This window comes from Nocardioides sp. HB32 (assembly GCF_054058995.1).
Genome location: NZ_JBSSBS010000001.1, coordinates 2916299 through 2936105 on the forward strand (window position 1 = coordinate 2916299; position 19807 = coordinate 2936105).

The window sequence follows — 19807 nt, forward strand, 5'->3', positions numbered from 1 at the left end:
TTGTTGCTACAACTGAACTGTAACAGACAGATGGTTGTTCCAACAACTATTTGTGGCACCATGGACGCATGGAATCGAAGTGGCTCACACCGGACGAACGCGAGGCGTGGCTGGGTCTGGCCGCGGTACTCGAGCTGCTGCCGGGCGTCCTGGACGCCCAGTTGCGTCGCGACGCCGACCTGACCCAGTTCGAGTACTACGTGCTGGCGATGCTGTCGGAGGCGTCGGAGCGGACCATGCGGATGACTGAGCTGGCCGCCATCACCAACGCCACGCTGCCGCGTCTGTCGCACGTGGTCCGGCGCTTGGCGGACCGGGGCCTGGTCGACAAGCGCCCCTGCCCCACCGACGGGCGTGCCACCAACGCCACGCTCACCGAGGCCGGCTGGACGAAGGTCCGCGACGCCGCGCCCGGACACGTTGCCAACGTCCGAGAGCACGTCATCGACGCTCTCAGCGCCAACCAGATCTCACAACTCACCGAGCTGACTCACGCCATGCTCCGACGGCTCGACCCGGACGGGACGATGAGACCCGTCCAAGAGCACGAACGTACCTAGGCCCGCTCCGAACCTGTGTGGCGTCCGCCCCGCCTCTCGAGGACGCGCGGTGCCATCTAGGGCCCGGCAGCGGCCAGTGGTGGTGGGCGCTGAACGTCCGGATCTGCCGCAGATAGCGTGCGCTGCGGCAACCGGATCTGCCGCGTTGAGGGCGGCGAAGCTCGCCCGGCTCTGCCGCGATCCGCGCGGATCTGCCTGCGGGCTCAGGCGGTCAACGCAACACCTCGGCTAGTGCTTGTGATGGTGTCTTGAAGGCGAGGGTCTGTCGAGGACGGTCGTTGAGCTCGAGTGCGATGGCGTCGAGGTCGTCTTGTGTGAGAGTGCGGAAGTCGAGTCGTCGGGGCATGTACTGGCGCAGCAGCCCGTTGGTGTTCTCGTTGCTGCCGCGCTGCCAGGGCGACTTCGGGTCGCAGAAGTAGACGTCGATGCCGGTCTGGTTGGTGAACCGCTTGTGCTCGGCCATCTCGTGGCCCTGGTCCCAGGTCAGCGACTTCGCCAGGTGCTTGGGCAGGTGCTGCACTGCTGCGGCCAGGGCGTCGGCGACGGCGTCGGCCTTGTGGTTGCCGGCCGGCAACCCGACCAGCAGCAGGTAGCGGGTGGACCGTTCGACCAGGGTGGCGACCGGACTCATGCCCCGGCCGAAGACCAGGTCGCCTTCCCAGTGACCGGGCACGGCACGGTCCTCGGCTTCAGCTGGGCGTTCGCTGATGTTGACGATCCCCGGCCGGGAACCTCGACCATCAGGCAGCCGCATCCCGTGCGAGCGTCGGATGACCCGGCCGGTGCGCAGGTAGGCGGTCAGCTCCTTGCGCAACGCGCCGCGGGACTGCACGAACAGGGTGCGGTAGATGCTCTCGTGCGACACGTGCATCCCTGGGTCGTCGGGATAGGTCAGCTTCAACCAACCGGCGATCTGTTGGGGCGACCACCGGCATTGAAGCTTCTCGGAGCGTGTCAACTTTTCTGTGTAAGCCTGTTGGTCACAGGTAGGGGTTGATGCGGTCGGGGTAGGCCAGGGCGAGTTGGGCCAGTGCCTTCTTCCAGTTGGTGACGATCTGTCCTTCGACGAGTCGTCCGGGGGCCTTGCGGTCGTTGGCGGGGATGCCGCGCTCTTTCTCGCGTTCTCGGGCTCGCTTGTCCTCGATGTTGCAGATCGCCAGCCACAGCAGCTTGACCACGGCGGTGTCGTTGGGGAAGTGGCCGCGGTTCTTGATGATCTTGCGTAGCTGGTAGTTCAGCGACTCGATCGAGTTCGTGGTGTAGATGACCCTGCGTAGCTCGGGCGGGAACGCCAGGAACGGGATGAACCGCTCCCAGGCTGCCTGCCAGGTCGCGACCGTGTGCGGGTACTTCTTGCCCCAGTTCGAGTCGGCGAAGGCGTCCAAGGAGACTCTCGCGGCGTCGGCATCGACGGCGGTGTAGATCGGCCGCAACGCCGCCGCGACCGTCTTCCGGTCGGTGTAGCCGACGAACCTCATCGAGGCCCGGATCAGGTGCACGACGCAGGTCTGCACCGTCGCGTTGGTCCAGGTGGCCTCGATCGCTTCGGGCAGCCCCGTCAGGCCGTCGCAGCAGACGATCAATACCTCGCGGATGCCGCGGTTGGCCAGGTCCGCGCACACCCCGGCCCAGAACTTCGCACCCTCGGTGGTCTGGACCCAGATCCCCAGCACGTGCTTGACGCCGTCGATGTCGACCCCGACGGCGATGTGCGCGGCCTTGTTGGCCACGTGCGCGCCATCGCGGACCTTGACCACGATCGCGTCGAGGTAGATCACCGGGTAGAACGCCTCCAGCGGGCGGCGCTGCCACGCGAGGACCTCCTCGCTGATCTCGTCGACGATCTTGGAGATCGTCTCGTGGGACAGCTCGGTGCCGATCGTGGTGGCCAGGTGATGGCCGATGTCGCGCATCGTCATCCCGCCGGCGTAGAGGCTGACGATCATCTCGTCCAGCCCGCCCAGCCGGCGACTGCCCTTGGGCACAAGCCGCGGCGTGAACGTCCCGTCGCGGTCCCGGGGCGTGGCCAGCTCGACGTCGCCGACCTGGCTCGCCACCGTCTTCGGCGTCGACCCGTTGCGGGAGTTGGTGAACGCCGACGCTTCCACCGAACCCTTCTCATAGCCGAGGTGATCGGTCAGCTCGGCCTGCAGACCACGCTCCAGCGCGGCCTTGATCAAGCCCGGGATCAACCCGTCCGCGCCGGTCATCTCGACCTCACCAGAGTCGATCCGCGCGAACAGTTCATCCAGGGCGCCCGACGCAGCCAGCTCAGCAGCCACGTCCCTGCCCGACACCGGAGTCGAGCCCGGCACTTCTGTCACGAGGTCCATCATGTTCCTTTCAGACGGACCAACCGCTTACACAGAAGATCTGACACCCCCGCTTCTCGGTCACGATGCCAGCCAGCACCGGGTTGCCGGCCAACTTGCACGTCTTTGGACGGGTCGACCTGGCCCACGCGGCTTGGTCAGCGACCGTGGCCCGGTACCGGCGCCGGCCGCCGTTGCCGCTGACCTCACGGCTGATCGTCGACGGCGACCGACCCAGACCTGCCGCGATCGCCCGAAGCGACAACCCGGCGGCCAGACCACGCGAGATCTCTTCGCGCTCTTCGAGGGTCAATCGACCGACTGCTCGATGGCGTGGATCAGGTCTGATCCCACCGCACCGAATCAGGTAGGTCCGCACCGTGCTGGTCGGCAGACCCAGAGCCCGAGCAGTCGGCTTGACCGAGTGCCCGGACCGCAACCGCCTCCAGATCTCGTCGATGTCTGCAGGCGACAACCGCTGATAGCTCTGACGCGCCATCGCGACCTCCTTCAATCAGGAAGTGTTGCGATGACTCATTGAGAGCGCCCCGATGAGCGGACGGTCGCCGAGTCCGTCTCGGCGAGTGCGTCACACGCGACGCGGTCGCCTCAGTATCCGGACTAACGGAAGAGCGAGGGCCCACAGCAGCGTCAGAACGATGGCGGTGGAGGCGAACACGACCACGACGTTCAAGAGCAACCCCGTACCGGACAGGTTGGTCGGGTTTTCCCAAGGCGACGACAGACCGAGGTGCGTCGGCAAAGGCGGGTCGTAACCCCTCTGGTCTTGGTGAAGCCACACGAAAGGTCGGCCAAGGTCGATGCTCCGTTGGTCAGCCGCGCCTCTTCACGACATCGCTGTCCGTCACAGCGAGCGCGAGAACCATGGTCACCGAGAACAAGAGCACGGGAAGGGTCCCTGGGCAGCTCGCTGAAAGTCACTGCCTCCTACGGCAGCGGCACGACCGTGAACCTGGCCATCGACCAGGGCGGGAAGAAGCACCGGTTCTGCGTCGGCGGGAACGCGCGCTACGTTTCGGAATCGGCCAAGCTGTACATCAACCAGGTCAAGGACGCCCACCACCGTGCCGGCCGCACCTTCCGTGCCCCCGCCGAGACTGACCACCAGCCTCGGCGCGGCCGCCATGTGCCTCGTGACGGTCCTGGCGGCCGCGGCGTGCGACTCCGACCCGGACACCACGCCACCGAACCCCTCGACCAGTTCCACCACCGCCCACACGTCGCCGGACTCCGCGGCAACCGGCCCGGCAGCTGCGCGATGCGAAGACTACGGACGAAGTGGCGAGGAGAAGGTTGGCGGACCGCTACAACGGCAGTCGAACGCACTGACGTTCGGAATGAACTAGATCCGCCCCGGCACCTGGCAAGACGCGACCGTGATCAACCTGGCCAACTCCGATCAGGCGCCGGCGCTCATCGACTCCGTTGACCTGGTCACGGATCGAGGCGCCTCACCGGTGCGGCTCGCCAAGGCCCTCATCGCGCCCCCGGACGTCGTGCAGCACGTCGGCCGCATCCACGCCGCCGCCAACTGGCCAGCTGCCGCCGGCTACTGCCTTCCCGCCACCGCCGATGCCGAGGCGCCCGTGCTCGCTTTGCGCGTCGGCCCGTCCGCGCCAGCCCAAGTGGCCGGGCACCAGTTCAGCCGCAACAACGCGGTTAACGTGCACTACCGGACCAGCGACGGCCAACGGTACGTCGCGGTGTTCCCGGTCCGAATCGAGTACCCGAACCACCCGGGCCGATCGGGCACGTCGGCCCAGGAGGAGTAAGGCACCCGGACGCCCGTTAGGCCGTGGCTGCTCGGGGACTCGCGGCGCGATGGCCTAGTGCTGGCGTCCGGAGGGCTCGGGTCCCGGGTGGTGCGTTCCGGCTCCAAAGGCCGTTGACGGGGCCATAGGGGCCGACCGCCGCTGGACGATCCCGCGTTCTTGGGCCACGACGAGGGCGCGGAGGCGGTCGTTGACGCCGAGCTTGCGGTAGACGTGTTCGAGATGTTTGTTGACGGTCCGGGGCGAGATCGTGAGGCGGCGCGCGATCGCGTAGGCGGTGTGACCGTCAGCCAGCAGGAGGAGGACGGTGACCTCCGCGGCCGTCAGTCCGGAGTCGGCGGCCGCGGCGCACGCGACGTCGGGGTCGGGCGTGGCGGCGATGCGGCTGGTGTGCCGATGCAGGCCGGCGATGAGCTTCTGCAGGTGGCGTGCCAGGTCGAGGTCGTCGTCGGAATAGTCGTCGTCTGGACGGCCGAGCACGAACGCCTCGTAGGTCGATGCTCCGACCACGTACGGCATCGACAGCTGCTTCTCGATACCGACTGGCTTCATGTACTCGTTGGTGAAGTCTCGGTCGCGTTGGCTGGCCACCTGGCTGGGCACCCTGTCGATGGCCTGCGCTGTTGGGTCCTGGGTCGCGGCGAACCACTGAAGAAGCGGGTGGCGATCCATGATCTCCTTCTGGTGCCACGGTGGCAGGTCGGCGGCCGGCGTGAAGTCGACTTCTCCCCAGACCTGAAATCCCGATCGACCGGAGTCGTCGCGCCAGTCCAGCGACACGGCCGGGACGTCGAAGGAGAGCAAGAACTGCGACGCTATCCTGCCGCGCGGGAAGTCCGGCTGCGGCCGAGCGAAGACGTCCGATGCCAGATCGAGCCATTCGCAAAGCCGGCGGTCGTCAGTCATGGTGAGTCCCATCCCGGCGGTGCCACCGCCGCGCGGGCGACAGACGCCAGATCGCATTCACCCATCGACGGTAGCCCCGGAGTACGCACATCTGCGAATAGCCCAAGCAGGCCATCTCGGCCGACCATGGCCACATGGAAAAGATCGCCAATCGGACCCAGACGGGCCGTGATCCCGCCGGGTCAAAGACGCGCGACGGTGCCGTCTCCCACCGGGCCGGCACAGGTGGCCGGCGGCGTCGAGAAGCCGGGCCTGCAAAGGGGTCGGGCCAGCGGATCGGCCGTCGGGGCATGCTCATCGGCGCTGCGACCGGAGCCGTCACCGGCACCATTGCGTCCGGCTACGGCTCGTCCGCCTCTCCAGCTTCGGCGGCAGCCCAGGCCACCGCGGCCTACCCGAGCACCTCGAACCGCCGGCCGAACGTGCTGTGGGTCATCACTGACGACATGACTCGGCGGCAGCTGCCGTACATGCGTTCGGCCACGCGTCGACTTGTCCGGGCCGGTTCGAGCTTCACCAACGGCTACACGGCGGTGCCGTGGTGTGGGCCGGCACGCGCCAGCATGTTGACCAGCATGTACCCCCACAACCACGGGTGTCTGACCAACCACACGCACACCGCCTTCGTCGCAGCGGGACTCGACCGGGACACGGTTGCGACCCGCATGCATGACGCCGGCTACACCACCGGGTACTTCGGCAAGTACATGAACGAGCAAGGGCAGGACCCGACGTACGTGGCGCCGGGCTGGGACCGGTTCGTGGTGCTGTTCGGGGGCAGTCGCGGTCGGATTCCAGTCGCGTACGACGGCGACCCGCGAGCCGTTACCGCGGCCTACGGCTCGGGCGACCAAGTCGTGGCCAAGGAACTGCGCCGCTTTCATCCGTGCGCACGCGTCCGGCCCGTTCTTCGCGGTCTTCGCCCCCACCAACCCTCATGATCCGTACAACCCCAGCCGGACGCACCGACATGACTTCGACCACGTGAGGTGGCACCCGGCCGGGTTCAACGAGCGGGACATGTCTGACAAGCCCACGTGGCTACGCAACCCGGCTCCGCAGTCCCACGAGGAGATGCGCACCGCCTGGGAAGGCAAGCTCGAGGAACTGGAAGACACAGACGACCAGATCGACGCCATCCTCGACGCAGTCCATGGGCCGGGCGTCGAACGCGACACGATCGTGATGATGATCTCCGACAACGGCTACCTGCTCGGCGAGCACCGCCTGTTCGGAAAAGCCCGTCCGTACGAGCCGTCGGTGTGCATCCCGTTTGTGATCCACGAACCGGGTATCACAGCCGGCACCCCGACTGCCCTGGTCTCCCAGGTCGACCTCATGCCGACCACGCTCGCCATCGCCGGACTCGACCCCGACGCTGGACGTGTCCTCGACGGCCGGAACCTGCTTCCGCACCTGCAAACAGGACAGTGGGCAGGCTGGCGCCGGCGCCTCATGGTCGAGAACCCACACAAGCAGTGGGCGCTGCTACGCGAAGGCGACGACGCATTCGTCGACTACTACTCCAGGGGCGAACAAGAGCTCTACCACCTCGCTACCGACGCTCATGAGCTGTCCAGCGAGGTGAGTCGACCAGGGGCCCGCGGCCCCGCCACCGCAACGGCGTCCACGTTGGGGCCGCCCGCGGTGGGCGAGTACGCACGCCTGCTCGCAGCGCTGCGAGCCTCCCAAAGGTCTTGCCCTCAGAGCCCTCGAGGAGTGAGCTCCCCTGTAGGTGCCGGGACTTGGAACACACATGGCATGCAGACACTAGGAGGCGGTCATGCGAGGGAAGATGATGTGCGGCATCGTGACGACACTGGCGGTCACGTGCCCCGGACTTTGGGCTCTCCCTGTGGGAGGGACGAGTGCCGCGGTCACACCGATGACCTGCCATGGAAAGCCGGCGACCATCACGGGCACCACTGGAGATGACGTGCTGGTAGGCACCCCCGGCCCTGACGTCATCGTCGGCGGATCGGGAATCGACCAGATCGCGGGTGCGGGCGGCGACGATCTCATCTGCGAGGGACCCACGCCCTTCGCCCTGGACGACGAGGACTACCCCCGTTACAGCTTCATCAACGGGGACGCTGGGAACGACGTCCTGGACGGCGGGAGCGGCCTGGACAGCTTCAACGGCGGCAGTGGCCGCGACCTCATCCTGGGTGGCCCCGGACCTGACCTGATGCTCGGTGGTGGTGGTGCCGATGTCCTCCGGGGCGGCGGAGGTTCAGACCGGCTCGGCGGCGGCGACGACGGCGGCGGTGATCTTGTTGATGGCGGGCGCGGCGCTGACACGCTGGCTGACCTCAGCGGCCCCAACACGGTGCGCGGGGGTCCGGGCGACGACGAGCTCGATAGCGGAGATGCCGATGACCACATTGTGGGTGGTCCAGGTCAGGACGTCGTCTCCTACATCTGGACCAGCACAGGCAGCCACTGCCACAAAGTGAAGGTCAACCTGTCCAGCCACACCGGCCGCGCCAACGGCTTCGGTCACGACACGCTGCAAGGCATCGAGGACGTCTGGAGCAGCGGAGGCGACGACCTGCTCGTCGGGGACTCACGGAACAACACCTTCTACACGGGGTTCGTGGCATGCGGGAAGCCCACGAGTACTGACCGGGTATTCGGACGTGGAGGCAGCGACACACTCACGCTCGACAGCGAGACCGTCGAGGGCGCGAGCGGTACTCGCGGTGCGCGGATCGACTTGGCACATGGTCGCGGCCGCTGGGAGTTCAACGGGACAAACCGCTATCGGTTCACCTCCGTCGAGAACGTCGTCGGGTCGGACGGGCCCGACCGCATCGTGGGCACGGATGGACCCAATGTGCTCACGGGCGCAGGAGGGTCGGTCGACGACGGCGATGTCATCGCGGCTCGAGGTGGTGACGACCTTCTTGTCGGGCGGCAGGGCGCTGACCTGCTCTACGGCGGAGCCGGTGACGACAGATTGAGCGGGTCCAGCGGCGCCGACACACTCGATGGCGGCAAGGGAACCAACCACAACGACGGCGGCCTCGGAAGCGACCAATGCCGACGACCCGGCCCCGCTCAGGGAGCAGTTGCCTGCGAACACCCCTGACCCCGACTGCCTGGACCAGGACGGACAACCAACCGCGGCGACCGCTGCCCGTCGCGACCTGACAGTGCGGCGGGCACTAGCGCCGCGTTCCTGGCCCGCGCCGTCGGCGATTCGGCCAAGGGCATGGACCAGCGGCCAAGCGTGCCCGGCCGCGAGGGTGGCAACCGGCCCGAGCCACCTCCGCGAGTCAGCAGTGGCCCCACAGGCCACGATCGTGCCGCTTCGCGGCGTCGCGGGCCTTGTTGTACCCCTTGACGCGCTTGAACGGGTGGTGCTGGTAGACGTACACACGGGCGTGGCCTCGAGCGACGAGCGTCTTGTTCACGTCCCGGTGGCCCTTCATCACGTACCGCAGCAACCGCCCGTACCGGTCCTTGAGGTCCTGCGACGGGTCCGAGACCAGCAGCACCCGCGTCTTGCGCGGCAAGATCCGCTTCGTCGCCGCAGAGGCCTGTGGCCCCCAGCATTCCCGGCCCCCGTAGACCTCGGGCGTGTCGATGCCGAGCAGCCGGACGCGGACCTTGGGGCCGCGCGGCAGAAGCTTCACGTCGATGGTGTCGCCGTCGACGACGTTGGTGACGATGGCCTTCTGCCGCTTCGCCTTCGGCGGCGGGGGTGACTGGTGCCCGTCACCGCCACCGCCGCCGCCACCGCCGGTGCCGTAGTAGCAGGGGCACGGGTTCGACTCGCACGCGATGCCGTCACCGTCGGCATCGAGGCCGTGCGGATCCCGCTGCGGGCCGCCCTGGTCGAGGAAGAAGTGCTGGGCAGCGGCCTGGGTGGCAAAGTCGCCGCAGTCGCGGTCCGCGACCAACCCAGCCACCCGCGCACCGCCAACCGCCGCAGCGGCGGCTGGGCCTTGCGTGGCGGCCGTGGCCGCCGGATTCGTGACGACCAGTAGACCGCCGACCACCAGCGCCATGCTGGCAACCGTGGCGACAATGCGAGCACACCAAGTCACGAGAGCTCCCCGAAGTCGATCGTTGTGACCCGAGGAAGGTTAGGTCGCGGGCGCGCCCGTGTCAGACGATCCGGCGAAGTGCCTACCGGCTGCACACTTCGACCCTGACCGCCTGGACGGTTTCCGTGCGGCTGTCGGGGCCGAGGGGTACGGTCACCGCCGTCGAGCCTCGCACCCGGCTCGTCGAGCAAGCTACGGGGAGGAGTGCACGATGGGTTTCTCGGTCAAGCTGGCGCCCGGCGTCCGGGTACGCGCCTCGTCTCGCGGGGTACGGACCAGCCTCGGCCCCCGCGCCGCACGCGTCCACGTCGGCGGTGGCCGCACTGGCTTCTCCACCGGTGTCGGACCGGTTGGCTACTACACGTCGGTCGGCGGGTCATCCCGATCCACGGCACGTCGCACCAGCGGTGCCGGCAGCGCCACTGCGAGCCGGCAGCTCGCCGCCGCGCAACGTGCCGCCGACAAGGCTGACGAGGCGCGGGCCCTACGCGACGCGTTGGTCGCCATCTTCGACCTGCATCGCGGCGAGTTCGCCGCCGCCCAGCCTCCGGTCGCACCGCCACTGCCACCGGTCGACGTGGCCGCCATCCACGCCAAGCACGCCAAGGAGGCCAAGGCCGGCACCAGCGTGTTCTCCCGCGCCGCCCGCAAGAACGCGCTCGCCGAGGCGACCCAGCGCGCGCAGGCCGAGGTGGCGCACGTGAACGCGCATTACGAGCAGGAACGGCAGGCCTGGCAAACCCAGCTCAACGAGCAGTGGGCAGCGCTGAACCGCAACGACCCCGACACTGTCCTGGCAACGCTGGCCGAGGCGTTCGAGGACAACGACGCCGCGGCCGCGGCCGTCGGGGTCGACGGCTCCGAGGTCACCCTCGTCGTCGTGGTGCCCGGCGCATCGTCCATCCCGGACCGCAAGCCCACGACCACCGCCGCCGGGAACCTGTCGTTGAAGAAGCTGACCAAGTCCGAGACCGCCGACATGTACAAGCACCTCGTGTGCGGCCACGTTCTCGTCACGCTCAAGGAGGCGTTTGCGGTTGCGCCTGCCATCAGCCACGCCCGCATCGTCGCGCTCCGCGCCACCGGGCCCGACGCGTACGGCAAGGTCAAGCCGGAGGTGATGCTCGCCGCCCGGTTCGAACGCATCAGCCTGCACGGCATCCAGTGGGGCACCGCCGACGCCGTCCAGGTCGTCAACGACGCCGCCACCGAGAAACTTCTGGCCCAGAAGGGCGCCTCCAAGGAACTGGTCTCTATCGAGCTCAAGACCGAACCCGAACTCGCCGACGTAGTAGACGCGGTCGACTTCGAAGAACTCCTCTAATGACGCCGTCACGAACCGTCCTGGGCCACGTCCCATCTCCGCACACCAACCGTCGTACGAACCCCGGAAGATGACATGTTCACTCGCACCAAGACCATCCTTGCCGCCACCGCCCTGACCGTCGCCCCGCTCGCCGTCGTCACGACCACCGCCAGCGAGGCTGTCGCGGCTGGCAAGTACTACTCCAGCTGCGACGCGCTCCACCGCGACTTCAAGCACGGTGTCTCGAAGTCGAAGAAGGCCGCCAAGAAGCAGGTCCGCGACGGCTACGGGCTGCCCGCCTACGGCAAGCGCGCCCGAGCGGTCTACAACACCAACCACTCGCGCCTGGACCGCGACAAGGACGGCATCGCCTGCGAAGCCTAGGGAACCGGGCGAGCCCACCGGCTGCTGCGGTACGAGGCGCTTCGTCCGACGGAAGCAGACTGGTCAGAGGAACCGGTTCAGGAATGCCCGCGAGTACGCCGTGTCGACTCGCTGGTAGCTCCCGGTGGCGTTGCACGTCAACGAGTTCACGTACGAGGCGTCGCCGATCACGTACGGCCCGAGGAATGCCGCGCCCCCGGAGTCACCGAAGCACGATCCACCCCCGGCCTTGGAGTCGCGGTCGTTGATCTGGAAGACGACGACCTCGCTCTGGACGTTCTTGAGGAACGACGTGGTCGAGCGTCGCTCCGTGATGACAACCTGCGCCTTCTTGTCGCCGATCTCCACGCCGTACCCAACCAGGGTGAAGGTCTGGTTCTTGAGCGCACCCTGGTTGGCATCCAGGGTGCCGACCGGGAGCAGCGGGGCCGGGGAGATGTTCGGCCATTTGCTCGTGGCCGGCGCATCGAGGACGACGACCCCTTGGTCGTGCTGCTTCGAGATGCTGATCCCGCCCGTCCACCCAGGGTCCGGGTGGGGCGTGCCGGTGATGTAGTGCGCGGCGCGGGCCGACCTGTCCGCGGCGCTGATGTTGGCCGCCAGCGGGTCACCGGGGAGGTCGGTGTCAAAGGAGACGTAGACGTTGGTGGCCGGGTGCGCTGCGTCGTCCCCGGTGCAATGGCCCGCCGTCAGCACGACCGTGGGCGAGATCAGCGTGCCCGAGCAGCGGAACCTTCCGTCTGCGGTGGTGAAGCGGACAACGCCGACATTGGTGTGCACTTCGTCGCGCGTACCATCCACGATCGCCGAAGCCGGCTGCGCACTCGCGAGCAACCCGATGACGACGAAGAGTCCCGTGAGCACCACGCCCACTGGGCCGAACCGGTTGCTCTGCACGAAGATCACCCTCCCGTTGGTCCTTGCAGTGCACCACGATGATCGGGCGCTGACAATCGGCAGGATGGATGAACTCTTCGCGCCGGTTGTACCTGACGCACTCTCAACCGTGATGGTCACCGATTCTGGTGTCCCTCGTCGTGAGCGTGGTTATCTCGGTCGTCATGACGATGACGTCGCGCTGCGGGCGGCTCGATCCCTGACCGGTCAAGTGAAGGCGCAGCGTCAGCTGCTCGAAGCCCACGTCGCGGAGACGGACACGCCGGGGCGGGACATCCTCGAGTGCGTCGAGTGTCGCCTTGATGGCCGTGCGATCAGCTCCGGACTCTGGGTCTTCTCTACCGGAGACCATCCGGATTGGGACCGTCGCTGGCGCCCGAGGCACGCCTAGACCCCTCGGGCGCGGGGCTGTCGTCGTTGGACTCAGTTGGATAGCTCCTCGGGCGTCCGCACTAGCCGAGGTGTTGCGTTGACCGCCTGAGCCCGCACCGATGAGCGTGCGTCTGTAGTCGCACCTGCTTAGGGTGCCGTCATGGGAGTGCTCTACGACTACTTCATCGCTCCGAGTGACGCTGACGCAGCGGCCACGATCGATCGCCGCGGGGGTCCGGGGCAGCCCGACCTGCCTGTGCCGGTGAAGGGTCGCGGACTTTTCGCCCGCCGTCGGCAGCAGGAGGGTCCGGACATCGATGCGGTGGTCTACGCGACAGTCGCCGATACGGGCATCGACCCTGTGGTCCAGGGCGGCACCCTCGAAGAACTGCTCACAGGGCGCACCTACGAGGAGATCGAGCAGGACCCGCGTTCGGGCCATTCGTTGGCAGTCCGCGATGGGGGTGAACGCTTGGTTCTCACGCTCACCGACGGCTTGATCGATGCGTTGGCGCAGTCCAGCCCGGATCAACTTGCCGCAGCAGCAATTCCGTGGTCGCAGACCGAGGAGTTCTGGGGTGCGGGTGATCCGGAAGAACTTGGAGCAATCCTCCGTGATCTGTCCGCACTCGCTCGCGATGCACGGACCCGCGGCGAGTCCGTGTACTGCTGGGTGTCCGTCTGACTGGGTGTGTCCCTATTGCCCGGATCGAGCGCACCGTCACCGTGCGAGGCATGTCGTACCCAGGTGACCTGACCGATGACCACTGGGAACTGCTGGAGCCGGTGTTCAACGCGCCCGGCAAACGCGGCCGCAAGCATGCCGATGACCTGCGCACGGTGGTGGACGCGATGCTCTACATCGCCAAGACCGGCTGTCAGTGGCGCTACCTGCCGGAGTCGTTCCGGCCCTGGACGCGGGTGTGGTCGCAGTTCCGCCGCTGGTCGCGCAACGGCACCTGGGCGCAAGTCTTGACTGTGCTGCACGCGGCCGTACGGCAGGAGCACGGGAGGGCGCACGAGACGCCCTCGATGGTCGTCATCGACACGCACCTGGCCCGCGGCGCCTCGAACGGCGGCCTCACCTTCCACGACCGCGGAGGCCCCTACGGCCGCACCAAGGGCGCCAAGCGCGTCGTGGCGGTCGACGTGACCGGGCTGCCGGTGGGTGCGCTGGTCGTGCCGGCCTCCATCCATGAGAACCGCGCCAGCGAGCTCATGCTGGAGCACCTGACCGAGCAGGGCGTCACCGGCCGGCTCGAGCTGGTCCTGGTCGACCGCGGCGTGACCGAGGCTGCTGCTCGCACGCTCGGCCGGCACCACGACCTTGAGGTCCGCCGGGTCGGGTGGGATGACAAGCAGCCGGTCTTCCGCCCCATCCGGCACGCCTGGCGGGTCGAGGTGGCCCACGGGCGCCTGGGCCGCTCTCGCCGGCTGGCGAAGTCGTTCGAGAACACCACCACGTCGGCGACGGGTTGGCTCCAGGTGGCTTGCATCGCGACCATGTTGCGCCATCTCTCGGCCCAACGGGTTCGCACGGTAGCGGTCGCGGCGTGAGCGGCTCCCAGCCACGATCCGGGGCTAGGCTGCCGGCGATGCCCGACCCACTGCACTTCGACGCGCATGCTGAGGTCTACGCCCGCGCACGACCACCGTACCCATCCGCGCTTTGGGCGCGCCTGAGGGAGTTGGGGTGGCTGGGCGCAGGCACCCGAGTGATCGAACTCGGCGCCGGTACCGGGCAGGCGACCGGTCCGATGGTGCGGGCGGGCGCCGCCGTCACAGCTGTCGAGCCCGGCCGTTCGCTCGCCGACCGCCTGCAAGACCGCTGGCCTGGAGTCACCGTGCACGTCGGTACCGCGGAGTCAGTAGCGTTGCCGTCGGCCTCCTTTGATCTCGCCGTTGCAGCGACGGCGGTCCACTGGTTCAACCTCGACGAGGTACTCCCGAAGCTGCACCGCGCGATTGTCCCTGGTGGTCACTTCGCCGTGTGGCGCACGGTGTTCGGAGACCCCTCAGCGCCGGTCACCCGTTTCCGCGAGCGCGTCGCAGAGATCATGGCCCGACGTGGCGAAGAGCCGCCGAACCCCGGCCCGGGCGGACTTCAGACGGAGGCGTGGGTAAGTCGACTGACCGTCGGTGGACTCTTCATCGACACCCATGTCGAGCAGTTCCACTGGACGATCGAACTGGGAACGGAGGAGGTTCGCGACCTGTTCACCACGTTCAGCGACTGGCACCCCAGTGAGGTGCAAGAGGCGGCGCAGGCTGTCGATGACCTCGGTGGTCGGGTGCTCGAACACTACGTCACCCCGCTCATTGTCCTGAGGCGAGTCGGGGCTCCCTCGTCGCAAACACGCTGACGTTTGCTGGGGGCACGTCCGCGCGTCGGCGCATGTCGGTCTCAATAGGGACACGCCCAGTGAGACCGCACGGTCATGCCGCGATGAGGTCCACGCACATGCCGATGAGCGTCAACTCCGAGACTTGGTGCGGAGCAGTAGTTCGACGACCACGATGACGCCGACCCATACCGCGAGAGCGACGAGAGTCCACACGACCCCAAAGAGGGGGCCGAGGTCGCAGTCTGCTGACTCAGGCGTGCACCGTGCGTCTGCGTGCGCCGAGCCCAGCCCGAAGGCGACGAAGATGACCAACGCAGTGCCCGGCAGGTAGAACCATCCGAACCTCCCCGAGACACCCATGGACACATAGTGCCCGGGATGCAGTCCTTTGTCCCCGAGGCTGAGCGTTTTCACGAACCGAGTTACCGGATCTGCCGCGATGAGGTGCACGCACATGCCGATGAGCGGGCGCGTGGAGTCAGTCGAGAAGCAGGTCCGCACGAGCGGGATCGGCTCCAGCGTCGACGACCGCCTGCCGTAGTTCACGACCAAGGTCGACCGGTGGGCGGACGTCAACCTCGTAGAGGTTGTCGCACAGGACCTCGTAGGCCACCACGTCCTCGCCTGCGGCCAGCAGATCCCTCACAGACGATGCAGTCGATGAGGTCGGCTGGTCGGGCGACTCGGCCAAGACGCCTTCCGTTGCCCGCAGAACCTGCTCGACGCTGTCACCCAGAGTGGTCATGATTCCGATCATCCCTGACCCAACGCCCGCTCATGCCGCGACCCGAGCATCCGGACATGCCGGCGCTCTCAATGAGTCATCGCAACACTTCCTGATTGAAGGAGGTCGCGATGGCGCGTCAGAGCTATCAGCGGTTGTCGCCTGCAGACATCGACGAGATCTGGAGGCGGTTGCGGTCCGGGCACTCGGTCAAGCCGACTGCTCGGGCTCTGGGTCTGCCGACCAGCACGGTGCGGACCTACCTGATTCGGTGCGGTGGGATCAGACCTGATCCACGACATCGAGCAGTCGGTCGATTGAGCCTCGAAGAGCGCGAAGAGATCTCGCGTGGTCTGGCCGCCGGGTTGTCGCTTCGGGCGATCGCGGCAGGTCTGGGTCGGTCGCCGTCGACGATCAGCCGTGAGGTCAGCGGCAACGGCGGCCGGCGCCGGTACCGGGCCACGGTCGCTGACCAAGCCGCGTGGGCCAGGTCGACCCGTCCAAAGACGTGCAAGTTGGCCGGCAACCCGGTGCTGGCTGGCATCGTGACCGAGAAGCTTCAATGCCGGTGGTCGCCCCAACAGATCGCCGGTTGGTTGAAGCTGACCTATCCCGACGACCCAGGGATGCACGTGTCGCACGAGAGCATCTACCGCACCCTGTTCGTGCAGTCCCGCGGTGCCCTGCGCAAGGAGCTGACCGCCTACCTGCGCACCGGCCGGGTCATCCGACGCTCGCACGGGATGCGGCTGCCTGATGGTCGAGGTTCCCGGCCGGGGATCGTCAACATCAGCGAACGCCCAGCTGAAGCCGAGGACCGTGCCGTGCCCGGTCACTGGGAAGGCGACCTGGTCTTCGGCCGGGGCATGAGTCCGGTCGCCACCCTGGTCGAACGGTCCACCCGCTACCTGCTGCTGGTCGGGTTGCCGGCCGGCAACCACAAGGCCGACGCCGTCGCCGACGCCCTGGCCGCAGCAGTGCAGCACCTGCCCAAGCACCTGGCGAAGTCGCTGACCTGGGACCAGGGCCACGAGATGGCCGAGCACAAGCGGTTCACCAACCAGACCGGCATCGACGTCTACTTCTGCGACCCGAAGTCGCCCTGGCAGCGCGGCAGCAACGAGAACACCAACGGGCTGCTGCGCCAGTACATGCCCCGACGACTCGACTTCCGCACTCTCACACAAGACGACCTCGACGCCATCGCACTCTCGACCCCAAGATCGTCACGCCGTTCCAGCTTCCACCCGGGGCCGGGTCGTCAGTGGCTCTTGAATCGACCGAAATCCCGACCGATCATCGAACCGTGACCCAGTCGGCGCCCGAGTTCGACGACTACGAGGCCTGGCGCGACCTCCAGGACGTCCTCGAGGAACGCAACCGGGAGTACTGGGCTGGCGATCCGCTGGACGACGACACCGAGGACTGACCTGTCAATGCCGATGCCTGACCAGCCGTCCTCGAGGGGGGTTTCACGGGCCCGCGGAGAGGCGTAGCGTCGCTGATCTCCCACGTCACCGGAGGTTCCACATGCTCCGCACCGGTAAGACTGGAATGGTTGCGCTGGCTCTGACAGCCAGCACCCTCGCCATCACCGCTGGACCGGCTGAGGCCGTCCACGACTTCCCTAACTGCACAGCCATGCACCGGGTCTACAGGCACGGTGTCGCCCGCTCTGCGGCCGCCGCCGACCGACAGGTCCGCACCGGGCACTACCGGCCCGCCGTCCGGCCCAGGGTCTACCGGGTCAACCGCGAAAGCGACGCGGACCACGACGGCACCGCTTGCGAGGTCAGCCGCTAGCCGAGTCCGCTACGTCGGCGGCGGTTGGTTCTACTTCGGTCCATGTCGCGCCATCACAGCCCCAATGAGGGCGCGCCCATGGCCAGGGAGGAGGCGAGGCAGGTTGCCGACTTCATCGAGGACAGCCTCGATGGAGTGAAGTGGATGTTCGGCACTTCGTCGCTGCCGGCCGGGACGCTCTCCGCGTCCAACTGAGCCGCCAGTCCCGCCTGGGAGTGGCGCGTGATCGGGGTTGGCGACGCACGGGGATGGGACGGCTCGTCATTTTCGGGTACGTGTCGGCAACGGGGTGCGGCGGGTGAGCTGTCCAGGTGAGAGTGGCGTGGTGCGATGGGTTGGGGTGCTGGTGGCTGTCGTCGTGCTGGCCGCGGGGTCGGCTTGCGGCAGTGAAGGACCGCAGAGCGAGGTCGTCGGCGGTGCGCCGTCGGCTGAAACGGCGGACCCGGTGCTGGACGTTGGCCCCGGGGACCTCAGCGTGTGGTTGCGGTACCCGCAGGACCGCGAGGTGACGGCCGTCGACGAGTCGCCAGTGAAGACGGTGGACGAGGCGGCGCTGTGGTCGGTCAAGTACGACGACTACTACCCGAAGCCGGACCCGTTCCCCGTCGCTGCCGGCACCAGGTACCAGCTCGTGGTGCGCTTGCAGCCCGACTGCGACAACCGTGACCCGATCCCCGTCGTGACGGTGACCTCCCGCGGCGAGGACGGGACCACGTTCCATGACACATACAAGCCGAAGGACGTCGATGCGTACCTGGCCTCGGTCGACGAGTTCTGCCGCCCGAGGCCGCCGTCAGTGACCGTCGGGGTCCCGCACGAGGAGCCGGACGGTGACTTCATCTTCGAGGTGTACGTCGGGAACCCCACCGACGAGCCCATGGAGGTCCGCACCGACGCGTACAGCTATCGCGGAACCACCTACGAGGCCGGGTCGATGACCGTCCCGCCGCACGGAGAGCAGGGCCTTGAGTTGGCCGGTCACGGCGAGGCTTGCAGCTATACCAACCCCACCACCACCGGGCACCTCTACCTCAACGGAACCGTCTTCCGGCTCCCAAACGACGGCGGCGTCAGCTACGACCTGTGCTGAGGACCCGGCCGGTTCGCAGCGCTACCCCCGAGCTGTGCAAACCCCTGTCAAACCTCTCCTGGCTCTGGCAGCGCCCAGGTCACGCAGGCAAAAGTGAGTGCCCCGGCGAACGGATCTACCGCGATTAGCCCGGATGCACCGATCCAAGGCGAGCGGCCCCTACCGTTGTGAATGTGACCCCTGCTCGTCCTAATCAGTTTCGCGTGGAGATGCCTGACGGCCTCGTCCTCGAACGTTTACCAGTCGGGCTGGCACGCGGTGTATGGCGAGTGGCATTCGTGGCGTCCGGCGCGGACTTCCTCGCTGGCGAACCGCCGCGAGCGACTGGTTTTCACCAGGAGTTTCGTGAGCGGGTCAGGCTGGACGGCGTAGGCGCGACCCTGGTGGGCCGAGGAAGCGGGGGTGGAGGCCGCGACGACGAGCAGGAACTCCGTTTCAATTACCTCGACAACGGACTGACTGCCCTGCGAGTCACCTACACCTATGAAGGCACCGTGGTCGCCTCGGAAGTCGTCGATCTGAGCGACTGAGGGTGCGATCCATCCGACCGGATCTGCCGCGTTGAGCTCACGCACATGCCGAGATGAGGGCGACTCCTCGGCTCTACGCTGGCTGAGTTGAAGGGAGGCGTGGATGGATTCCGGCGAACTCGGCCCACTGCCCAAGCATTTGGCGGGGCTCCCCGCCGCGGACGCTGAGCGACAGGCGCGCGACCTGGGTTGGGTGGTTCGCGTGAAGCGTCCCGGCGAGATCTACCCCGCAGGTCCGTTCCGTGCCGACCGCGCAAATTTGCACGTCGACGAGCGAGATGTCGTCATCGGCGTCGGCGTGGGGTGAGTGACCGGATCTGCCGCGTTGAGCTCACGCACATGCCGATGTGCGGATGCCTGTGTCCTGTCCGCAGTTCCTCCACACTGTGCACATGCGCGAGCAACCGAATAGCGAACGGTGGAGCGTGGGCCCCGAGGGGGCCTGGCGATTGCTGACAGAGCCGATGAACGCGGAGGAGGCGCGCCAAGCCGCCAACGCTATCCGTGTCGCCGTGCCTCATGTTGACGCCTTGCCTGTCGACCCTCGCCGCTTCCTCGTCCTCGCCTGGGACCGAGCAGATGTCGAGATGCATCTGGAAGCCCTTCGCGCTCTTGCCGCTGCCGGTCGCCCGGTGCCCTCCGGCATGGTCACCGACTTGGAGGAATGGCTTCAACGAGCCGATGCCGACTCAGACTCCGGCGATGTCTGGCCGTCGCTATGACGGGCGACAAA

General features: G+C 67.4%; 21 protein-coding genes and 2 pseudogenes. 16 read left to right on the top strand and 7 right to left on the bottom strand.

The features are described from left to right. The first annotated feature begins 68 nt into the window (after positions 1 to 68). On the top strand, positions 69 to 560 hold the full coding sequence (locus ACVW2K_RS14720) for a MarR family winged helix-turn-helix transcriptional regulator (protein ID WP_457203017.1): 492 nt from the start codon (positions 69 to 71) through the stop codon (positions 558 to 560). Between the two features lie 211 nt (positions 561 to 771). Here the strand turns inward: ACVW2K_RS14720 and ACVW2K_RS14725 are convergent. The 3 genes and pseudogenes from ACVW2K_RS14725 to ACVW2K_RS14735 form a co-directional block, all read right to left on the bottom strand. Continuing rightward, positions 772 to 1503, bottom strand: a pseudogene (locus ACVW2K_RS14725) (IS30 family transposase); the annotation flags it as partial. Between the two features lie 37 nt (positions 1504 to 1540). Then, complete coding sequence (locus ACVW2K_RS14730) at positions 1541 to 2893, bottom strand: IS256 family transposase (RefSeq protein ID WP_457203018.1); 1353 nt, start codon at positions 2891 to 2893, stop codon at positions 1541 to 1543. A gap of 52 nt (positions 2894 to 2945) precedes the next feature. Then, a pseudogene (locus ACVW2K_RS14735) lies at positions 2946 to 3371 on the bottom strand (transposase); the annotation flags it as partial. An 898-nt stretch (positions 3372 to 4269) separates the two neighbouring features. On the opposite strand from ACVW2K_RS14735, the gene ACVW2K_RS14740 reads away from it, so the two are divergent. Next, complete coding sequence (locus tag ACVW2K_RS14740) at positions 4270 to 4665, top strand: hypothetical protein (protein WP_457203019.1); 396 nt, start codon at positions 4270 to 4272, stop codon at positions 4663 to 4665. A 54-nt stretch (positions 4666 to 4719) separates the two neighbouring features. Here ACVW2K_RS14740 and ACVW2K_RS14745 read toward each other — a convergent pair whose 3' ends face one another. Then, positions 4720 to 5571: a response regulator transcription factor gene (locus ACVW2K_RS14745; protein ID WP_457203020.1), complete on the bottom strand. Its 852-nt coding sequence runs from the start codon at positions 5569 to 5571 to the stop codon at positions 4720 to 4722. Between the two features lie 134 nt (positions 5572 to 5705). On the opposite strand from ACVW2K_RS14745, the gene ACVW2K_RS14750 reads away from it, so the two are divergent. From ACVW2K_RS14750 to ACVW2K_RS14760, 3 genes are read left to right on the top strand one after another with little or no spacing between them, the layout of a single operon-like run. Next, the gene (locus ACVW2K_RS14750) at positions 5706 to 6512 is read left to right on the top strand and encodes a sulfatase-like hydrolase/transferase (protein WP_457203021.1); all 807 of its coding nucleotides are present in this window, start codon (positions 5706 to 5708) and stop codon (positions 6510 to 6512) included. Then, complete coding sequence (locus ACVW2K_RS14755; protein WP_457204073.1) at positions 6454 to 7506, top strand: sulfatase-like hydrolase/transferase; 1053 nt, start codon at positions 6454 to 6456, stop codon at positions 7504 to 7506. Before ACVW2K_RS14750 ends, ACVW2K_RS14755 begins: the two co-directional genes overlap by 59 nt. Next, the gene (locus ACVW2K_RS14760; protein ID WP_457203022.1) at positions 7457 to 8662 is read left to right on the top strand and encodes a calcium-binding protein; all 1206 of its coding nucleotides are present in this window, start codon (positions 7457 to 7459) and stop codon (positions 8660 to 8662) included. Before ACVW2K_RS14755 ends, ACVW2K_RS14760 begins: the two co-directional genes overlap by 50 nt. A gap of 187 nt (positions 8663 to 8849) precedes the next feature. Here ACVW2K_RS14760 and ACVW2K_RS14765 read toward each other — a convergent pair whose 3' ends face one another. Then, positions 8850 to 9485, bottom strand: a complete 636-nt coding sequence (locus ACVW2K_RS14765; RefSeq protein WP_457203023.1) for a thermonuclease family protein — start codon at positions 9483 to 9485, stop codon at positions 8850 to 8852. A 349-nt stretch (positions 9486 to 9834) separates the two neighbouring features. Here ACVW2K_RS14765 and ACVW2K_RS14770 point away from each other — a divergent pair, with 349 nt between their 5' ends. Beyond that, complete coding sequence (locus tag ACVW2K_RS14770; RefSeq protein ID WP_457203024.1) at positions 9835 to 10947, top strand: DUF4236 domain-containing protein; 1113 nt, start codon at positions 9835 to 9837, stop codon at positions 10945 to 10947. 75 nt (positions 10948 to 11022) lie between these two features. After that, complete coding sequence (locus tag ACVW2K_RS14775) at positions 11023 to 11313, top strand: excalibur calcium-binding domain-containing protein (RefSeq protein ID WP_457203025.1); 291 nt, start codon at positions 11023 to 11025, stop codon at positions 11311 to 11313. A 63-nt stretch (positions 11314 to 11376) separates the two neighbouring features. Here the strand turns inward: ACVW2K_RS14775 and ACVW2K_RS14780 are convergent, their stop codons facing one another. Next, positions 11377 to 12330: a trypsin-like serine protease gene (locus ACVW2K_RS14780; RefSeq protein WP_457203026.1), complete on the bottom strand. Its 954-nt coding sequence runs from the start codon at positions 12328 to 12330 to the stop codon at positions 11377 to 11379. A gap of 412 nt (positions 12331 to 12742) precedes the next feature. On the opposite strand from ACVW2K_RS14780, the gene ACVW2K_RS14785 reads away from it, so the two are divergent. From ACVW2K_RS14785 to ACVW2K_RS14795, 3 genes are read left to right on the top strand one after another with little or no spacing between them, the layout of a single operon-like run. After that, positions 12743 to 13267 carry a hypothetical protein gene (locus ACVW2K_RS14785; RefSeq protein ID WP_457203027.1) on the top strand — a complete coding sequence of 175 codons (525 nt, stop codon included), beginning with the start codon at positions 12743 to 12745 and terminating at the stop codon, positions 13265 to 13267. A gap of 50 nt (positions 13268 to 13317) precedes the next feature. Further along, positions 13318 to 14139 carry an IS5 family transposase gene (locus ACVW2K_RS14790; protein WP_457203028.1) on the top strand — a complete coding sequence of 274 codons (822 nt, stop codon included), beginning with the start codon at positions 13318 to 13320 and terminating at the stop codon, positions 14137 to 14139. Positions 14140 to 14177: 38 nt separating this feature from the next. Beyond that, positions 14178 to 14945, top strand: coding sequence for a class I SAM-dependent methyltransferase (locus ACVW2K_RS14795; protein WP_457203029.1), 768 nt, complete (start codon positions 14178 to 14180; stop codon positions 14943 to 14945). 460 nt (positions 14946 to 15405) lie between these two features. On the opposite strand, the gene ACVW2K_RS14800 is transcribed toward ACVW2K_RS14795, so the two are convergent. After that, a complete protein-coding gene (locus ACVW2K_RS14800; RefSeq protein ID WP_457203030.1) occupies positions 15406 to 15672 on the bottom strand; it encodes a hypothetical protein in 267 nt (88 codons plus the stop codon). 110 nt (positions 15673 to 15782) lie between these two features. On the opposite strand from ACVW2K_RS14800, the gene ACVW2K_RS14805 reads away from it, so the two are divergent. The 6 genes from ACVW2K_RS14805 to ACVW2K_RS14830 all read left to right on the top strand — a co-directional run bounded on the left by ACVW2K_RS14805 (position 15783) and on the right by ACVW2K_RS14830 (position 19796). Beyond that, a complete protein-coding gene (locus tag ACVW2K_RS14805) occupies positions 15783 to 16961 on the top strand; it encodes an IS30 family transposase (RefSeq protein WP_457203031.1) in 1179 nt (392 codons plus the stop codon). After that, complete coding sequence (locus ACVW2K_RS14810; protein WP_457203032.1) at positions 16958 to 17080, top strand: hypothetical protein; 123 nt, start codon at positions 16958 to 16960, stop codon at positions 17078 to 17080. Before ACVW2K_RS14805 ends, ACVW2K_RS14810 begins: the two co-directional genes overlap by 4 nt. Positions 17081 to 17205: 125 nt before the next feature. Continuing rightward, complete coding sequence (locus ACVW2K_RS14815) at positions 17206 to 17454, top strand: excalibur calcium-binding domain-containing protein (RefSeq protein WP_457204074.1); 249 nt, start codon at positions 17206 to 17208, stop codon at positions 17452 to 17454. A 529-nt stretch (positions 17455 to 17983) separates the two neighbouring features. Continuing rightward, entirely contained in the window at positions 17984 to 18544 is a 561-nt protein-coding gene (locus ACVW2K_RS14820; RefSeq protein ID WP_457203033.1) for a hypothetical protein, read from the top strand. Positions 18545 to 18747: 203 nt separating this feature from the next. After that, positions 18748 to 19074, top strand: coding sequence for a hypothetical protein (locus ACVW2K_RS14825; protein WP_457203034.1), 327 nt, complete (start codon positions 18748 to 18750; stop codon positions 19072 to 19074). Between the two features lie 392 nt (positions 19075 to 19466). Further along, positions 19467 to 19796, top strand: coding sequence for a hypothetical protein (locus ACVW2K_RS14830; RefSeq protein ID WP_457203035.1), 330 nt, complete (start codon positions 19467 to 19469; stop codon positions 19794 to 19796). The last annotated feature ends 11 nt before the right edge of the window (positions 19797 to 19807 follow it).

What these genes read in the sequence shown, in the direction of transcription:
- ACVW2K_RS14720 (WP_457203017.1), top strand. Translation starts at nt 69, where the DNA reads ATGGAATCGAAGTGGCTCACACCGGACGAACGCGAGGCGTGGCTGGGT.
- ACVW2K_RS14730 (WP_457203018.1), bottom strand. Translation starts at nt 2,893, where the DNA reads ATGGACCTCGTGACAGAAGTGCCGGGCTCGACTCCGGTGTCGGGCAGG.
- ACVW2K_RS14745 (WP_457203020.1), bottom strand. Translation starts at nt 5,571, where the DNA reads ATGACTGACGACCGCCGGCTTTGCGAATGGCTCGATCTGGCATCGGAC.
- ACVW2K_RS14750 (WP_457203021.1), top strand. Translation starts at nt 5,706, where the DNA reads ATGGAAAAGATCGCCAATCGGACCCAGACGGGCCGTGATCCCGCCGGG.
- ACVW2K_RS14760 (WP_457203022.1), top strand. Translation starts at nt 7,457, where the DNA reads ATGACCTGCCATGGAAAGCCGGCGACCATCACGGGCACCACTGGAGAT.
- ACVW2K_RS14770 (WP_457203024.1), top strand. Translation starts at nt 9,835, where the DNA reads ATGGGTTTCTCGGTCAAGCTGGCGCCCGGCGTCCGGGTACGCGCCTCG.
- ACVW2K_RS14775 (WP_457203025.1), top strand. Translation starts at nt 11,023, where the DNA reads ATGTTCACTCGCACCAAGACCATCCTTGCCGCCACCGCCCTGACCGTC.
- ACVW2K_RS14785 (WP_457203027.1), top strand. Translation starts at nt 12,743, where the DNA reads ATGGGAGTGCTCTACGACTACTTCATCGCTCCGAGTGACGCTGACGCA.
- ACVW2K_RS14790 (WP_457203028.1), top strand. Translation starts at nt 13,318, where the DNA reads ATGTCGTACCCAGGTGACCTGACCGATGACCACTGGGAACTGCTGGAG.
- ACVW2K_RS14795 (WP_457203029.1), top strand. Translation starts at nt 14,178, where the DNA reads ATGCCCGACCCACTGCACTTCGACGCGCATGCTGAGGTCTACGCCCGC.
- ACVW2K_RS14800 (WP_457203030.1), bottom strand. Translation starts at nt 15,672, where the DNA reads ATGACCACTCTGGGTGACAGCGTCGAGCAGGTTCTGCGGGCAACGGAA.
- ACVW2K_RS14805 (WP_457203031.1), top strand. Translation starts at nt 15,783, where the DNA reads ATGGCGCGTCAGAGCTATCAGCGGTTGTCGCCTGCAGACATCGACGAG.
- ACVW2K_RS14815 (WP_457204074.1), top strand. Translation starts at nt 17,206, where the DNA reads ATGGTTGCGCTGGCTCTGACAGCCAGCACCCTCGCCATCACCGCTGGA.
- ACVW2K_RS14830 (WP_457203035.1), top strand. Translation starts at nt 19,467, where the DNA reads ATGCGCGAGCAACCGAATAGCGAACGGTGGAGCGTGGGCCCCGAGGGG.